Origin of the sequence: Collinsella sp. LCP19S3_A6 (assembly GCF_052122015.1) — a bacterium.
GTDB lineage: Bacteria > Actinomycetota > Coriobacteriia > Coriobacteriales > Coriobacteriaceae > Collinsella.
Map to the genome: position 1 here is coordinate 1 of NZ_JBQKDD010000004.1, position 16,321 is coordinate 16,321.

General features: G+C 63.7%; 11 protein-coding genes. 3 read left to right on the forward strand and 8 right to left on the reverse strand.

Annotation, left to right across the window (positions count from 1 at the left end):
• Positions 1 to 304 precede the first annotated feature (304 nt).
• The 8 genes from ACTQVX_RS03450 to dnaX form a co-directional block, all read right to left on the reverse strand.
• Positions 305 to 763 carry a helix-turn-helix domain-containing protein gene (locus ACTQVX_RS03450; RefSeq protein ID WP_441560209.1) on the reverse strand — a complete coding sequence of 153 codons (459 nt, stop codon included), beginning with the start codon at positions 761 to 763 and terminating at the stop codon, positions 305 to 307.
• A 119-nt stretch (positions 764 to 882) separates the two neighbouring features.
• A complete protein-coding gene (gene nifJ, locus ACTQVX_RS03455; protein WP_441560211.1) occupies positions 883 to 4,422 on the reverse strand; it encodes a pyruvate:ferredoxin (flavodoxin) oxidoreductase in 3,540 nt (1,179 codons plus the stop codon).
• A 477-nt stretch (positions 4,423 to 4,899) separates the two neighbouring features.
• Positions 4,900 to 5,838 (reverse strand): FHA domain-containing protein, encoded by a 939-nt coding sequence (locus ACTQVX_RS03460; protein ID WP_441057700.1) that lies wholly within the window; start codon positions 5,836 to 5,838, stop codon positions 4,900 to 4,902.
• A 3-nt stretch (positions 5,839 to 5,841) separates the two neighbouring features.
• Positions 5,842 to 7,683 carry a serine/threonine protein kinase gene (locus ACTQVX_RS03465; RefSeq protein WP_441560212.1) on the reverse strand — a complete coding sequence of 614 codons (1,842 nt, stop codon included), beginning with the start codon at positions 7,681 to 7,683 and terminating at the stop codon, positions 5,842 to 5,844.
• On the reverse strand, positions 7,680 to 8,582 hold the full coding sequence (locus tag ACTQVX_RS03470; protein WP_441560214.1) for a hypothetical protein: 903 nt from the start codon (positions 8,580 to 8,582) through the stop codon (positions 7,680 to 7,682). Before ACTQVX_RS03470 ends, ACTQVX_RS03465 begins: the two co-directional genes overlap by 4 nt.
• A 243-nt stretch (positions 8,583 to 8,825) precedes the next feature.
• Positions 8,826 to 9,422, reverse strand: a complete 597-nt coding sequence (gene recR, locus ACTQVX_RS03475; protein WP_099432550.1) for a recombination mediator RecR — start codon at positions 9,420 to 9,422, stop codon at positions 8,826 to 8,828.
• A gap of 14 nt (positions 9,423 to 9,436) precedes the next feature.
• Positions 9,437 to 9,757 (reverse strand): YbaB/EbfC family nucleoid-associated protein, encoded by a 321-nt coding sequence (locus ACTQVX_RS03480; RefSeq protein ID WP_427719331.1) that lies wholly within the window; start codon positions 9,755 to 9,757, stop codon positions 9,437 to 9,439.
• Between the two features lie 221 nt (positions 9,758 to 9,978).
• Complete coding sequence (gene dnaX / locus ACTQVX_RS03485) at positions 9,979 to 12,474, reverse strand: DNA polymerase III subunit gamma/tau (protein ID WP_441560216.1); 2,496 nt, start codon at positions 12,472 to 12,474, stop codon at positions 9,979 to 9,981.
• Positions 12,475 to 12,589: 115 nt separating this feature from the next.
• On the opposite strand from dnaX, the gene ACTQVX_RS03490 reads away from it, so the two are divergent.
• The 3 genes from ACTQVX_RS03490 to ACTQVX_RS03500 all read left to right on the forward strand — a co-directional run bounded on the left by ACTQVX_RS03490 (position 12,590) and on the right by ACTQVX_RS03500 (position 16,317).
• Positions 12,590 to 13,315 carry a hypothetical protein gene (locus ACTQVX_RS03490; RefSeq protein WP_427719328.1) on the forward strand — a complete coding sequence of 242 codons (726 nt, stop codon included), beginning with the start codon at positions 12,590 to 12,592 and terminating at the stop codon, positions 13,313 to 13,315.
• Between the two features lie 144 nt (positions 13,316 to 13,459).
• Positions 13,460 to 15,313 carry a serine/threonine-protein kinase gene (locus tag ACTQVX_RS03495; protein WP_441540406.1) on the forward strand — a complete coding sequence of 618 codons (1,854 nt, stop codon included), beginning with the start codon at positions 13,460 to 13,462 and terminating at the stop codon, positions 15,311 to 15,313.
• The gene (locus ACTQVX_RS03500) at positions 15,310 to 16,317 is read left to right on the forward strand and encodes an FhaA domain-containing protein (protein WP_427719325.1); all 1,008 of its coding nucleotides are present in this window, start codon (positions 15,310 to 15,312) and stop codon (positions 16,315 to 16,317) included. Before ACTQVX_RS03495 ends, ACTQVX_RS03500 begins: the two co-directional genes overlap by 4 nt.
• The last annotated feature ends 4 nt before the right edge of the window (positions 16,318 to 16,321 follow it).

Consider the following 16,321-nt stretch of genomic DNA (forward strand, 5'->3'; position numbering starts at 1 on the left):
AGACGTTCAGCTCTCCCATTACGTTTCGCTCCATATCCCGCTCCTCCCGGGTCGGATACCCGATCGGAGCATAGTTCCGTTAGCGCAGTTGGTGAAAGTGCGTTAGCGGGGCCGGCGAAAGCGCGTTAGCGCATTCGGCGAGATGCGTTTGCGAAAGTGGTCAATTTTAGATTAGCGCTAACAGACCGGGCCATGCCGGCGCATTCCAGCAGGCTCCCCAGCTTGCACCCCTCCGCGCGCAGGGCGCTCACGGCCTCGACCTTCGCCCTGGTCAGAGCCCGTCCCCCTCGACCAGGGCACGCAATTATTTTAGGTAGGCCACCTCGGTCTCGAGCCTTCGGCAGCGCTCCTCGAGCTCCTGCTCGCGGGTGCGCGGCCTCGCCTTGGAACCGCTCGGCCGGCCCTTGGGCCTCGGGCGCAGGGCCTCCGCTCCGCCCCGGCGGTATAGCGCGCACCACTTCTTGAGCGGCGACATCGACATTATGCCGAACGCCACCATCGCCTCGATCTTCGTCATGCCGCCGTCGACGACGGCGGAGGCGGCGGCGACCTTCTGCTCGTATGTGTACCTGGCCTGCTTGCCGTCCATGGATAGCAGTACCTCGCTTCCGAACGACCGGTATACGCGGAGCCATTGTCTCACGGTGTCGCGCGGGACCGACAGCGCCTTCGCCGCCGACTCGAAGCCGTGCCCTCGCTCGAAGAGCCCGATCGCCGCCTTCCTGGCCTCGATGTCGTGCTTCACCCTCAAGTCGACACGCATAAAAAGCCTCCCATTTCTCGTGTCCAAGAAATGGGAGGCAGTTCAGCGTGCGCAGCGGGGGTTCTTTCATGTCCGAGGACGTCCGCGAAGGTTAGCCCTCAGATCCTGCGGTGGGAGACCTAGGCCTCGTTGTACACCGTCTTGAGCTTCAGCAGGTGAGCGTAGCGGTCCATAGCGGCCTGCTCGTTCTCCTTGAAGAGCTCCTCGGCGCGCTCGGGGAAGGAACGCGTCAGCGAAGCGTAACGGGCCTCGTTCATCAGGAACTCCTGATAGCCACCCGCGGGCTCCTTGGAATCGAGCGAGAACTTCTTGCCGGCAGCAGCCTCGGGGTTGAAGCGGAAGAGGTTCCAGTAACCGCACTCGACAGCCTTCTTCATCTCGGCCTGGCAGTTCTGCATGCCGCCCTTCTTGATGGAGTGCATCTCGCAGGGGCTGTAGCCGATGATGAGGGACGGGCCGTCGTAGGCCTCGGCCTCGTGGATGGCCTTGAGAGTCTGAGCCGGGTTGGCGCCCATGGCGACCTGCGCCACGTAGACGTAACCATAGCTCATAGCGATCTCGGCCAGAGACTTCTTCTTGGTCACCTTGCCGGCAGCGGCGAACTGAGCAACCTGGCCCAGGTTCGAGGCCTTGGAGGCCTGACCGCCGGTGTTGGAGTAGACCTCGGTGTCGAAGACGAAGACATTGACGTTGTGGCCAGAAGCCAGGACGTGGTCCAGACCACCGAAGCCGATGTCGTAGGCCCAACCGTCGCCACCGAAGATCCAGAAGGACTTCTTGGTGAGGTAAGCCTTGTCGGCGAGGATCGCCTTGGAAGCGTCGCAGCCGCACTTCTCGAGCTCGGCAACGTAGGCGGCGGCAGCAGTCTTGGAGGCCTCGGCGTCGTTGACGGAGTCGATCCAAGCCTGACCGGCGGCCTTGAGCTCGTCAGACGGACCGTCTGCGGCGATGAGCTCCTGGGTGGCGGCGATCAGCTTATTCTGGACGGCCTCGTAACCGACGGCCATGCCCAGACCGTGCTCAGCATTGTCCTCGAACAGGGAGTTGTTCCACGCCGGGCCGTGACCGTCCTTGTCCTTGCAGTAAGGAGCGGTGGCAGCGGGGTTGCCCCAAATGGAGGAGCAGCCGGTGGCGTTGGAGATGAACATGCGGTCGCCGGCGACCTGGGTCACCAGACGTGCATAAGCGGTCTCGGCGCAGCCGGCGCAGGAGCCAGAGAACTCCAGGTAGGGCTGCTTAAACTGGCTGCCCTTGACGTTGGCCGCGATGAGCTCCTTCTTCTCGGAGACGTTCTTGACCATGTAGTCCCAAACGGGCTGCTGATCCATCTCCTGCTCGGCGGGAACCATCTCGAGGGCGCCCTTGGGGCAGACCTTGACGCAGTTGGTGCAGCCCATGCAGTCGAGCGGGGACACAGCCATGGTGAACTTCATGCCCTTGGCCTTGGGACCCATGGCGTCGAGCGTACGGGTAGCCTCGGGCGCAGCGGCAGCCTCGTCCTCGGTCATCGCGAACGGACGGATGGTGGCATGCGGGCACACATAGGCGCACTGGTTGCACTGGATGCACTTGGTCTCGTCCCAGTGAGGAACGACCACGGCGACGCCGCGCTTCTCGTATGCGGAGGCGCCCAGCTCAAACTGGCCGTCGGCGCAATCGACAAAGGCAGAAACGGGCAGGCTGTCGCCATCCATGCGATCGATGGGCTCGAGCAGGTTCTTGACCTGCTGGGCGATAGCGGACTTGGTCTCCTCGGAAAGCTCGACAGGAGCGGCGTCCTCGGCGGTAGCCCAGTCGGCCGGAACCTCGAACTTACGGAAGGCGGTAGCGCCGGCATCGATGGCCTTGTGGTTGGCGTCGACGATGGCCTGGCCCTTCTTCATGTAGGACTTGGTAGCCGCGTCCTTCATGTACTGCAGGGCGTCCTCGGCGGGCAGGACCTTGGCCAGCGCGAAGAAGGCGGACTGGAGCACCGTGTTGGTGCGCTTGCCCATGCCGACCTTGGCAGCCAGGTCGATAGCGTCGATCAGGTAGACGTTGACGTTGTTGTTCGCGATGTAGCGCTTGGCCACGGCAGGCATGTGCTCGGCGAACTCCTCATCGCTCCACTGGCAGTTGACCAGGAAGGTGCCGCCCGGCTTGACGTCGCGGACCATCTTGAAGCCCTTGACGATGTAGCTGGGGTTGTGGCAAGCGACAAAGTCGGCCTTGGTCACGTAGTACGGCGAGCGGATCGGGGAATCACCAAAGCGCAGGTGCGAGACGGTAACGCCGCCGGTTTTCTTGGAGTCGTACTGGAAGTAGGCCTGAACGTACTTGTCGGTGTGGTCGCCGATGATCTTAATCGAGTTCTTGTTGGCGCCGACGGTACCGTCGCCACCCAGACCCCAGAACTTGCACTCGATGGTGCCGGGAGCTGCGGTGTTGGGCGCATCCTCGGCCTCGGGCAGGCTCAGGTTGGTCACATCATCGACAATGCCGATGGTGAACTCGCGCTTGGGCTCGTCCTTCTTGAGCTCCTCGAAGACGGCAAACGCGGACGCGGGAGGCGTGTCCTTGCTGCCCAGGCCGTAACGGCCGCCGACGACCTTGATACCCGTCTTGCCGGCCTCGTAGAGAGCGGAGACGACGTCCTGGTAGAGCGGCTCGCCGATGGAACCCGGCTCCTTGGTGCGGTCCATGACGGCGATCTTCTGGACGGTCTCGGGGAGAACGTCCACGAAGTGCTTGATGGAGAACGGACGGAACAGGCGAACCTTGACCAGGCCGACCTTCTCACCGTGAGCGTTGAGGTAGTCGATGACTTCCTCGAGCACGTCGCAGAAGGAGCCCATGCACACGACGACGCGATCGGCATCGGGAGCGCCGTAGTAGTTGAACAGGCCGTAATCGGTGCCGAGCTTCTCGTTGATCTTCTTCATGTAGCCCTCGACGACGGCAGGGAGCTCGTCGTAGACCTTGTTGCAGGCCTCGCGGTTCTGGAAGAAGATGTCGCCGTTCTCATGGCTGCCGCGGGTGTGCGGGTGCTCAGGGTTGAGCGCGTGATCGCGGAAAGCCTGGACGGCGTCCATGTCGCACATCTCGGCAAGATCCTTGTAGTCCCACATGGCGACCTTCTGGATCTCGTGGCTGGTGCGGAAGCCGTCGAAGAAGTTGAGGAACGGGGTCTTACCCTCGATGGCGGCAAGGTGAGCCACCGGCGAGAGGTCCATGACCTCCTGGACGTTGCCCTCGGCGAGCATGGCGAAACCGGTCTGGCGGCAGGCCATGACGTCGGAGTGATCGCCAAAGATGTTCAGGGCGTGGGAAGCGACGCAACGCGCGGAGACGTGGAAGACGCCCGGGAGCTGCTCGCCCGCGATCTTGTACATGTTCGGGATCATCAGGAGCAGGCCCTGAGAAGCCGTGTAGGTGGTGGTCAGAGCACCGGCGCCCAGCGAACCGTGAACGGTACCGGCTGCACCCGCCTCGGACTCCATCTCGACGACCTTGACCGGGGTGCCAAAGATGTTCTTGCGACCCTGGGCCGCCCACTGGTCGACATGGTCGGCCATCGGGCTGGACGGCGTAATGGGATAAATTCCCGCTACCTCGGTGTACGCATACGAAACATATGCGGCCGCCTCGTTGCCGTCCATAGACTTAAACTTACGCGCCATATACCCCTCTCCTCTCATATAGGTATACAGGCCCCGGCGATTACCGGGATGTTGGCGTGATGGGATTTTCGCTGTTGCTTCCAGTCATCTGACAGGCGGACTCAGCAGCAGGTACATGGCATGGAGAGAAGGCATGCCGAGGCGAGGAGGGCTGCACGCGCTCCACAGGCCCAGCTACCCGTCTTGCACATGATCGAGCGCCGCAAAGGCCGCATGCCAGATGCTCCCGGGCACGCCCCGGTGATGGGAAGCGCCCGCAACGGAAATCCGCATGCGGGTTTATTGTACCCCGCAGTCAAGTGTAATTTCGACAAATATAGGCGGGCGGTAAAGGTTTACCCCGAGCGACCATCAAGGGCAAAATATATCCTTCCGTCACCGAGGGACCAAATGGCAGCTGCGGTGAAATAGGAACTGTTTTTGCCGGCCGTAGCCTTAAACAGTCCCTATTTCACCGCAACTTATTTAGAAGATGAGTCAGAGGGCGCCGAGGAGGATGGCGTAGGTTGTGGATTCTCCGAGCCTGAGCTCGTCACCGGGGTTGAGCTGAGCGGAGCGGCCGGGCTCGACCTGGGTGCAGACGTTCGTCGCGCCGTTTACCACCACAGTTCCGTTGGTGGACGACAGGTCCTCGACGTACCAGACATTTTGGTCATCGCACCACACGTGGGCATGGCGAGCCGAAACGTCATCACCCACATCGGTGATATCGCCCTCCCCCGTCGCCAGCGCTCCGATCTCGACGCCCTCCTCACTCGGCTGAATCCAGCGCGGAGCGCTCACCACGTAGCCGTTTTGCACGCGCAGCAGTCCCAACGGGTGCGCAGGCGCCGCCTCGTGCTCGCCCGTGACCGTCGAGGTGCTCAGCGAGCGCGGCGTCGACGTGGCGCCGCCACAGGTCGCATGAGCGTAGTCGAGGGCATAGGTCACCGATGAGCGGACATCTGCCGAGCAGCCCACGGCGACAAACAGCACCAGGATGGCTTCGGCGCGCTCGGCGGGCATGAGCTCAGCCGCCTGCGACAGGCGCTCGAGCGCATTGCGATAGAGATTCGTGTCCTGATGGCATTCCTCGAGTGCCCGCACCATGGGCTCGCCAGCGGGGCCGCACACCATGTTGGTCACGGCCGCGGCGTCCATGGGATTGCGGCGGCGCAGGGCCAGCTGCGACATAATGCGCGCGGCCGAGGTGCCGTAATCGGCAAAATAACGTTCCTGCAGCGTGCCGACCGGCGCGCGCACGATAAAGCGCGAAACCCAAGATCGATCGGCAGCACGGCTCTGCGGACTACGGCCGTCGACGAGCGGGCGGCTCGAGAGCACCAGGCCGCACAGTTCGATATGGCTCAGGTGCGCTGCGCGCTTAAAGATGTCAAACATTGCCCCGCACGGGGTGAGCTCAGCTTGAGAAGCCATGGCTTAGCCCTCCTTGGTCGCAGAGATAGTGTCGGATACTTCGGCCGGCCCGCCAAAGGCGCGAGCAGCCGCGGCTCCGCCGGCAAGCGGCGTCGCCATGGAAATTTTCGCACGTCGCGCTGACACGACGGGAAGCTCAAAGGCAAACCCCATCGCCAGCAAAAACCACGTGAGCGCATAGGTTGCAATTAAGGCGGCAACGAAGCCGCTCGCTACGGCGCGCTGGGAAAACACGGTGCATGCGGCCGCGATCAGCACCGGAACCTCGCAGGCAGAAAGCACCAGTACGCCATGCAGGAACCCCGTGCGACGATCGTGTGCCATGGCGCCGGCAGCGATGCCCACCATGCCCGGCGGTGCCAACGCCAGTGCGGCGATAATGGCTGGCAGCTTCCCGGACCACATAAGCGGTCCCACGACGAGCGTCACATGGGCGCCCGACGCCAACAGCGCAGCTGATACCACGATCACAGTCCAAAGCACGCCGCATACCGCCGTCGCACCAACCATCGCCGCACGCCGGGCTGTGTGCCCCGATACCTCCATCGGGCACGGCAAGAGCGGCTCGGCGCGAAGCGAGCGGGCGACATTTTGCGCATAGTGGTCGCAAAATGCCGAGAGCGCCGCCTCCACCGCAGCCGGCTCGGGACGATCTTCCTGATGGCAGGACAGGCAGGCCATGACCACGTCGAACAACTGGGCATCGACAAACGCCAGCGCATCGCGCAGATCCTCGGAATTTGGATCGAGTCCCAGCTGCTGAGCCTGTTCGGCCGCGGCAAGTGCCACATCGGGCTCGCGTCGCAGCAGTTGCGTCAAGTCGCAGCCGGGCGCGTGGGCGCCAACGGGATAATCGGGCAGCGTATCCATCTTGAGGCGATAAGGGCTGGCGATATCGCACGTCTTTTTGCGCGAGCCCGAAGTACCCGACGCACCCGGCGCCACTTCGTACGGCGCGACACCGGCGATGAGCTCGTAGACCGTACTCGCCGCTGCATAGACATCGATTGCCGGCGACATGCGAAGCATGCGCAGGTCGGGGATATCGTCGGTGAGCATCTCGGGCGGGGCGTAGGCCACCGTCGCGCGGCGCAACGTGGCATAGCGCTCGGTAAACGACGCCTTGCCGCCGGTGCCGGCCACCGCAGAGGCGGGCTCGAGCGCCAGCGAAGAGCCAAAGTCGATCAAGCACAGGTCGAAGGTGCCTTCGGCAAGCTGTCGGTCGAGCGGCAGGCGCGCCGTGCGCACCATAATATTAGCGGGCGAGATATCGCGATGGACGAACCCCTCGCCTACCAAGCTCATGCGGCAGAGCAGATCGAACAGGTCGCGACCCAGGCGCGCCGCCAGGAGCGGCGACAGACGCCCGGCATCGTCCACGGCAAGGCGCGAGCGCAGGCGAGCGAGCGTCTCGCCCTCGACCCACTCCATGACAATCGCGGGCACGCCGTCGACCTCGCCCCATCCATACAGGCGGGGAAAGCCTCTAAGGCCCGAAAGGGCGCGATGGCATTCATATTCCTCGCGAAACGCCGCCTTGAACTTGGTGCCCAGCGCCTCGTGGGCGACATCGTCATCAAATTCGTCGCGCGTTGGCAAGATGAGCTGCTTGAGTGCCACGGCCTCGCCCTGCGCGTTGACGGCACGCGTCACACGGCCGATACCGCCGCGGCGCATGGTGGCGTCATCGGCAAACAGCATCGTAAAACGGCGCAGGTAGGCGGGAAGCTCGTCCGGGCCCAGCGCAATGGCGGGCTCAAACCCTCCAACGCGCGCCAGGCGCAGGCCCACCATAGGGTCACGGCTGAGCGACTGGGTTGCCACAGAAGCAAGGCTATTCGTCATAGGGCGATCGCCGCCACTTTGGTATTGAAGTTGTTGAGCGCGACGTCGTCATCGCCATAATGCCCCACCCATTGGCACAGATTGGTGTAGCAACCCCATAGGTTGGCGTATTGCTGATACCACTTTGACTTGGGAGAAAACGTTTGCCGGCCAAACTCGGCACGGATGACAAACATATCGTTGGTCAGGCTATCGCACGGTCCGGTATCGCCCGTAGCGTTATAGGTCGAAACCACGCTGTTGGCGCGGGCGACATAGCCATCGAGCATGTTGTATTTGGTCACGAGCCAGCTGTGAATACTCTCCTCCTCGGCAGCCGAGAGACCACCCGAGCCCGTGTCGCCGCCGGCACCGCCGTCCGTCGAGCCATCACTCGAAGATCCACCGCCAGAGGCGGAGCCCGAACCGGAACCGCCGCCCGACGAATCGGAGCTGGAGCCAGACGAACCCGAACCGCCGGGCTGGCCTGTCTGTTGGGCGTCCTGCCCCTTCTGCTGCTCGGCCTTATTGACGACAGAAGCCACACTGTTGTTGGAAAGCTTCGTAATGACCTTGGTGTTGGTGAGCACGATGGTCTTGCCGTTTGCCAGCGTAACCTCGTTGTCCGATGTTTCTGGACTGTCCGCATCGTCGCCACCGAACACAACATGCGAGACCACGCTCGCCCACGCATATCCGGTTGTCGTTCCCAAGTCGCTTTTGGCCTTGCGCCCAATATGCAGCTCGCGCTCAGCATGCGCCTGTACCATGGACGGCACCGTCATGCCATAAGCCGAAACACCGGCTATGACCAGCACGAGCGAGCAAGACAGCAGCACGTACGCCCGAGGCGCCAGGCCCAGCCGGCGTCGCATGCGCACCGCGGCGCCATGCTTTGTCTGAGTGCTAGCGGGCCGCATGCGTTCTCCTCCAACAAAAACACGCCGCTTAAAAGCGGCGCATTCTTTCATATCCACATTTGAGTGTATCAGCGAACCCAAAAGGTTGTGCAACGAATGGGCAAATACGAGGTGCGAGTGGACCCATCCACGCGATAAGCGGATGAAAAGCAGGTTTGTTGTACAACAAATGCATGAACGCGTGCCCAATTATGAGCGCCCCGTGCGGCAGGCCGACGGGACATGCCGCGGAGCTGACGCCGCCTAGATCGCACGACGGGCCTCGATAGCACGGCCGAGCGTAAGCTCGTCAGCATACTCCAGGTCGCCTCCCACGGGCAGGCCGCTCGCCAGACGCGACACCTCGACGCCCAGAGGCTTGATGGTGCGGGCAAGGTAGCTCGCCGTGGTCTCGCCCTCAATGTTGGGGTTGGTGGCGATAATGACCTCGTGGATGTCCTCGTGGCCCAAGCGCGCCAGCAACTCGCGGATGTGCAGCTGCTCGGGGCCGATCTTGTCCATGGGGCTGATCACGCCGCCCAGCACGTGGTAGAGGCCGTGGTAGCTGCCCGTGCGCTCAATCGCCTGGACATCGCGCGGCTCACCCACCACGCAGATGCGGGTGGTGTCGCGCATCGAGTCTTGGCAGATGGAGCACTCGTCAGCGGTGGCGTAATTAAAGCAGCGGCTGCAAAAATGCACTTCCTGCTTAACCTCTAGAATGGCCTCGGCCAGGCGGCGCGCCTCCTCGGCGTCGGCCTCGAGCAGGTAGTAGGCGATGCGCTGGGCCGATTTGGGGCCAATGCCCGGCAGACGGCCCAGCTCATCGAGCAGTTTTTGCAGACTATGGTTGGCACTCATTATATGTGCGCGTCTTAGAACGGCATGCCCGGGATGTTGAGGCCGCCGGCGATGGCGCCCATCTGCTTGTTGGCAAGCTCGTTGACGCCGCGGACGGCCTCGTTGACGGCAGCCATAATCATGTCCTGCAGCATATCGACGTCCTCGGGATCGAGCGCATCGGGGTCGATGGTAAGGTTGACGAGCTCCATCTCGCCGTTGACAGTCACCTTGACCATGCCGCCGCCGGCAGAAGCGTCGACGGTCTGGGACTTGAGGTTCTCCTGCGCGGCGGCAAGCTGCTCCTGCATCTTGCGGGCCTGCTTCATCATCTGCTGCATGTTCATACCGGCCATGATGGCTCCTTTACGTGTGGTCGCGCGACAAGCTGCAAGGGCAGCCGGGCACGGCGGGACTTTCAAACTCAAAAATCGTACCACGGCGCGGGGCAAACGAGCGAGGCGGTCGCGCTAACTCAGTCGATGTACATGTCCTCTAGCGTGACGCGCCGCCCAAGACTATGCAAGGTCGAATTATGCAAGGTCTCACAACTCGGCGTATATACCCGCCCGCATAGTTACTCCACCGGCTTGAAGATGGTGGACTGGCCAAAGACACTACGGATGAGGGCTTTGGCCTCGTCCTCGGTCTGCGGGATGCCCGGGGCTGCGCCCTGGTGGCCGAAGGGACTGCCGGCACCGGGATTGGACTCCCAAGGGGCAGCGAGAGCGTCGTCACTTGCAGGGGCGGACGTCGCAGCTGCGGGAGCTGCGGCCGAAGCGGCAGGGCTGGGCGCAGGCGCCGCGGCAGGCACGTCGAACGGAGGAAGATCTTCTCCGTTCGCATCGCCGGCGAAGCCGCCGACCATGGCGTCGTCGTAGGGTACCTGCTCGGATTCCCATGGCGCAGCCTGCGCAGACGGCTGAATCTTGGGAGCAGACGCGCACTCGGGCGCTCGGGGCGCGGGCTCGGTCGGGAGCTTGCCCGTGGCAGGAGCACCGGCAGGGTTGTCGGAGCGCAGCCAGGGGGCCTTGGCCAGGTCGGATGACTTGGGTGCAGGCGCGGCAGCGGGCTTGGACGCGGGGATCGGAGCAGCCGGTTTGGACACGGCGGGTTCAGTCACCGACGGGATCGGTGCCGCTACCGGTGCCGCTTGCTGCTGCGGCGCGCTGGCGCTCGAGGATACAGGGGCCGCCGAGGACACGGGTTGCGGGTCCGCAGATGCCGCAGCCCGTGCAGATGGAGAATGCTCCTCATGTTGAGGAGCCGGCCTGACACCCCCATCCAGGACATAGTCGACGGTGCGACGACCGAAGACCGCACTGACTGTCGGCAAAAACACCGCCTGTGTATCAGCACGCCCGAGCATCTTGATAGCAAATGCCGTAGGGAACGAGACCGTGAGCTTAGAACCATCGTCTGCCGTAGCGCGAGCGTTCAACAGGAGAGCCGCATAAGAAGGTTGTTGGGCCTTGACGCGCTCGACGACCTCGACCCATTTGCGCTGGAGCTCGCCGGCATCCTCGACCGCAGGGGTCTCGGCGGCGCCGGCGGCAGCAACCTGAGCGGCAGTGTTGGGCTGGGGCTTAGGCGCCGGCGCAGCGGCAGGTACGGGAGCCGAAGCGGCGGTGGGCTGGGGCATCGGAGCCGGGGCAGGCTGAGGCGCAGGCGCAGCGGGCTTGGGGGCCGGAGCGGGCTGGGCCGCCGGAGTGGCGGCGCCGCGATCCCAAGGCATGCCGCCCTGGCGCGCGGGCGTAGCAGTGGGAGCGGCGGATGCCACAGGGGCAGCAGCTCGGGCACCCGAGATCAGCGTCGGTTGTTGTGTCGCCACAGGTGCAGCCGCGACAGCCGCAGGCGCAGCACCAGCAGCAGCCACGCTCGCCGGCACCGCGGCGTTGGCGACCATGGCCTCCAAGCGTGCCACGCGCTCGGCCAGGGCCTCAATGGTCAGATCGGCCTCGGGACGTGCCAGGCGCGTGCAGGCGATCTCGAGCACCAGGCGCACGTCGCTCGCACCCCTCATCTCCAACGCGGCATCGTCGAGCACTGTCAGCACGCGGGCCAGACGGTCGGCCGGATGCCCGCCAAAGGCAGCGGCCTCGGCAGCAAGCGCCTCAGCCTGCTCGGCCCCGCCCTCAAACAGCTCGCCACGGGTACCGGCAACGCAGGCCACATACACGTCGCGCACGTGCGCCACCAGGTCGCGCGTCAGCTCAAGCAAGTCATTGCCCTCCTCGACCTGTGCGCGAATGAGCCCATAGAGTTCAGCAATATCACGCTCGGCGATGGCGCGAGCAAACTCGCCCAGGATCTGGTCCGAAACCTCGCCCAAAAGCGAGCGGGCATCGTCCGCATGCACGGCGCCGTTGCCAAAAACGCTCAGCTGCTCCAGCGTGGAAAGCGCGTCGCGCATGCCGCCCTTGGCATGGCGCGCCACGATGGCCAGCGCCTCGTCGTCGTAATCGAAGCCCTCCTGCTCGCACACGTAGGACAGACGATGCTCGATATCCTCGTTGCCGATGCGGTGGAAATCGAAGCGCTGGCAGCGCGAGAGGATAGTCTCCAGAATCTTTTGCGGATCGGTGGTGCACAACACAAAGATCACGTGCGCCGGCGGCTCCTCGAGCGTCTTGAGCAGCGCGTTAAACGCCGCCGTCGTGAGCATATGGACCTCGTCGATGATATAGATCTTGTACTTGCCGCGCACCGGGGCAAAGTTAACGGAGTTGATGATCTCCTCGCGCACATTGTCCACGCCCGTACGGCTTGCGGCATCGAGCTCGTAGACATCGGGGTGGTTGCCCTCGGCGATGAGCTCGCACTCTTCGCAAGTGCCGTCGGGCATGCAGCCGCTTGCGCCCTCGGCGCGCGCCGCCTCGGCATTGCGGCATAGCAGCGCCTTGGCCAGAATGCGCGCCATGGTGGTCTTGCCCGTGCCGCGCGGTCCGCAGAACAGGTACGCGTGGGACAAGCGTCCCTCGGTGATGGCGTGCTCGAGCGTCGAGACGATATGCTGCTGGCCCACCACGGAGTCGAAGGTGAGCGGGCGATACTTTCGGTACAACGATTCCATGGGTGCTCCCCCGGGTATACTGAGTTTTGTTGCCGCGACGGCCATGCGGTCGCACGGCATACTGCACTCATAATAACCCGTACGGCGAGCCCGCCGCGATAGGAGTCCAAAGAGCATGGCAGACGCAGAGAGCAACCTCGTTCCCTCCGAAGCAGCCGACCAGGTCGAGGTCGCGCTCGAGAAACAGGCAGCAGCCGACGACGGCATCCTGTACCTCAACGAGTATCAGTACGAAAACGACCTCGTCACCGACTTCGCCCGCTTGGTCGCCTCGCCCAGGCGTCGCGGCTCGCTGTATGTCGCCGCGGCAATTGCCGCGCTGCTCGGCATCGGCATGTTGGTGGCCGGCGGCAACTGGATCAAGTTTGGCGTCGTCCTGATCGTGTTCGGCGCCTTTTTGGCCTGGTGGAGCAAAAACCTGCACCACACGCTCGCCCGCGACTTTATCGACGCCGTCGAGGCCGACAAGTCCATGGGCGGCCGCTATCGCCGCGTCGCCGCCAACGAGGACGGCTTGATGGTTTGGGGCAAGAGCGGCAAGTCGCAGTTCTTCCCGTTTGAGAAGCTCGACCACGTACTCGACGGCGAGCGCATCTTTGTTGCCATGTTCGCAGACCAGGGCGTGACGATCCCCAAGGACACCTTTGTTCGCGGCGACGCCGAGCAGTTTGGCTCCTTCCTTAAGGCGCGCATCAACAAAAAGCTCCGCATCGAGACCAAGAAGAAGAAAATGAAGGCCGAGAAGGCTGCAGCCGAGGCCAAGCAGGGAGACAAGGCAGACAAGCCCCAGGACAACAAGGGCAAGCAGTGCAAGCAGAAGAAGGGCAAGAAGAAGCGCTAAGGCCAAGTCAGACAGGCAGCCTCGCATCCCGCTATCCTCCCCATGCACCAGAGCGTGCTACACTAGCAGCATCTATGCCACCGCGAATGGCTCGGCCCCGCGCCCGCCGCTCGCAAACGAACTTTAAACGCACGAGGGTTGGCCATGCCGCTTTTCTCGCAACATACCGCCCGGTTCTCGCCGGACGTCCCTTTGGAGGGCACCAGCTCTCGCGAGCTGCTCAAGCGGTACCAGCCGCTCGAGACGCTTGCGACCGGCGGTTTTGGCTCCATCGAGATTTGCCGCGACACGCACCTGCGTCGTCGCGTGGCCATTAAGCGCATCCCTCTTATCAACGGCTCCGGCATACCCGCCAGCGACATCATGGATGTACTGCGCGAGGCACATACCGCCGCCATGCTTCAACATCCCAATATCGTGCAGGTTATCGACTTTACGCATGACACCGCCTATGCCTACCTGGTCATGGAGTATGTCGACGGCATGTCGCTGGCCGAGTTTTTGCATCGCGTGGACGGCCACTCGCTCACCTTTGACGAGGCAGCGACCATTGCCGACGCATTGGGTCAGGCGCTCACCTTTGCCCATGCAAACGGCGTGCTTCATCTGGACATAAAGCCCGCCAATGTGCTCATTGACCACTCGGGCAATGTAAAGCTCACCGACTTTGGCATGGCGCGGCTGTCATCTGCCGGCGGCTTTGGCGGATCGCGCGGCGGCACCATCGGCTACATGCCGCCCGAACAGCTCGATATCGAGACCGGCACGGTCGACGAGCGCGCCGATGTCTTTGCCCTTGCCTGCGTGATCTACGAGAGCCTGTGCGGCAGCGCCCCCTTTATGGCGGCAACGCCTGCCGACTCGCTCGACCGCATCATCGGCGGCGCCACCTACCCCAGCGAGCTGATCCCGCACTTTCCCCCGGGAGCCGAGGCAGCGCTCATGAGCGCCCTCTCCCCTATGCCGCAAGACCGCCCCGATAGCATCGAGGCATTCTGCGACCAACTCCTTGCCGGCTTGGGGAGCGTGCGCGAAGGCCGTCGCAGCTTGGAGCAGATGGTAAGCGAGCTTTCGGACGACGAGCACGCGGCAGACGATATGGAGTCGCCGCCTTACGAGGATAACGCCATCGAAGTCGACCCCGCGCTCGGTTGGGCGGGCACGCGCTGGAGCTGCGCGCGCGATTACACCATGCGCGGTATCTCGGCGCTAACGTGTGCAACCTTCAGCTTTTTGCTTATGCAGACAGCGGGCGTCGCGGCGCTTCCCGGGCTGGTCGCCGCGGCCATCGCTATTGGCGCGGCGGCAGGCTTGGCACCGCAGATCGGCTCGGCTATCTCGGCCGTGGGCTTTTTGGTGCTCATGGCCAACGCCACCATGCAGGCGCAGGGCATCCTGTCGATGCTGCCGGTCGCGGTCATTTTTGCCGCCGCCATGTCCGGATGGTGGATTGCCTGGGGACGCACCGAAGCGGCCGCGAGCGCGGCACTCACCTGCGCGCTTGCGCTAGGTTGTCTAACCGGCGACGCCATCCTTGCCGCCGGGGCCGCCGCGGGCTTCGCGGCGTTTTGGCTCGGCCCGGCAAGCGCCGCTGCCGCCACGGGTATAGGCGCGCTTTTTGCCCGCCTGGCCGCAGCTGCCCTCCCTACGGGAGGCGTGCTGGGGCTTGGCAATGTCGCCGCAGCGCTGGGCGACGCGTTCCTCTGGGCCGCCTTCGCACTGATTGCAGCAGCAGCCGCGGCAACGTCGCTGCTGCTCAATGCCCATGCCAAGCGCGCCGAGCAGGGGTCAAACCTCGCCGCCATCGTCGCAATTGCCGTCGCCGGTATCGGCTCGGCCGTATCGTTTTGTCTTGCACACCATATGGAAATTGCCAGCCTTGCGGGCACGGTCGTCGCCAAGGCGGCGGTTGCGGGAATCCTATCCTCTATAATCGTTGGGATATGCCTGTATTTGCTCGGATACCAAAGAACCTATACGGAGAGTGATCTTTCGTGAACTTCCTGAACATCTTCGAGGACCACGTGGCCGGCATCTTCGGTGCCACCCGTGCCCCGTTCTCCTTTAAGAAGCTTGCCAAGCAGGCTGCTCGCGACATGGAGGATCAAACTCTGGTGATCAACGGCGTCAACACCGCGCCGGCGCTCTATACCATCCTGATCGCCACCGATGACGATCCCATGCTTGCCCCGTTCTATCCCGAGCTTTCGCGCGAGGTGCGCGAGTTTGTGAAGGCGCAGGCCGAAAAACGCCGCTACGTCTTTGTCGGCGAGCCCCTTGTTCGCTTTATGATCGACCCTCAGCTGCGCGCCGGCAAGTTCTCGGTCTTTGCCGAGAACGTCGACGCTCCCACGCTCGGCCGTCTGTACGAGGAAGAGCGCGCCTATCAAAACGGCCTGGGACAGAACAGCTCGGCCACAAGCCGTGCCGCAAGCGCCCCCCGCGCCGGTCAGCAGCAGTTTGCATCGCCGCAGCAACACCCGGCCGCCATGCCCCAGCAGCAGCCGACACCCCGCGCTGCCACTCCCGACCCGCTCGCTGTGGCCGACCCCTTTGCACCCAATGTCCCCGATCCCGCAGCCCCCATCCCTGTGCCGCAAACCGTCTCGCGCGACGCACTTGCCGGTATGGGCGGAGCGGCTGCCACTGGCGCCGCCGTGGGCCTTGGCGCTGCGACCAGCATCGCCTCCAACATGGCAAGCCCCCGCGCCCCGCAGCGTCCGCTCGCCCAACTCGTCGACGTCGTGAGCGGCGAGAGCCACAACATCACCTCCGCGCAGGTGACCATCGGTCGTGAGCGCTCGGTATCCGACATCGCCCTGCGCGACCCCAACGTGTCGCGCCGTCATGCCCAGCTCACCTTTACCGGCTCTGACTGGTCGATCGAGGACCTCAACTCCACCAACGGCACGCTCGTCAACAACCGCCGCATCACGCGCTGCCCGCTGCGCAACGGCGATCTGCTAACGTTTGGCCTGAGCACCTTTGAATTTAGGGGTTAATCGC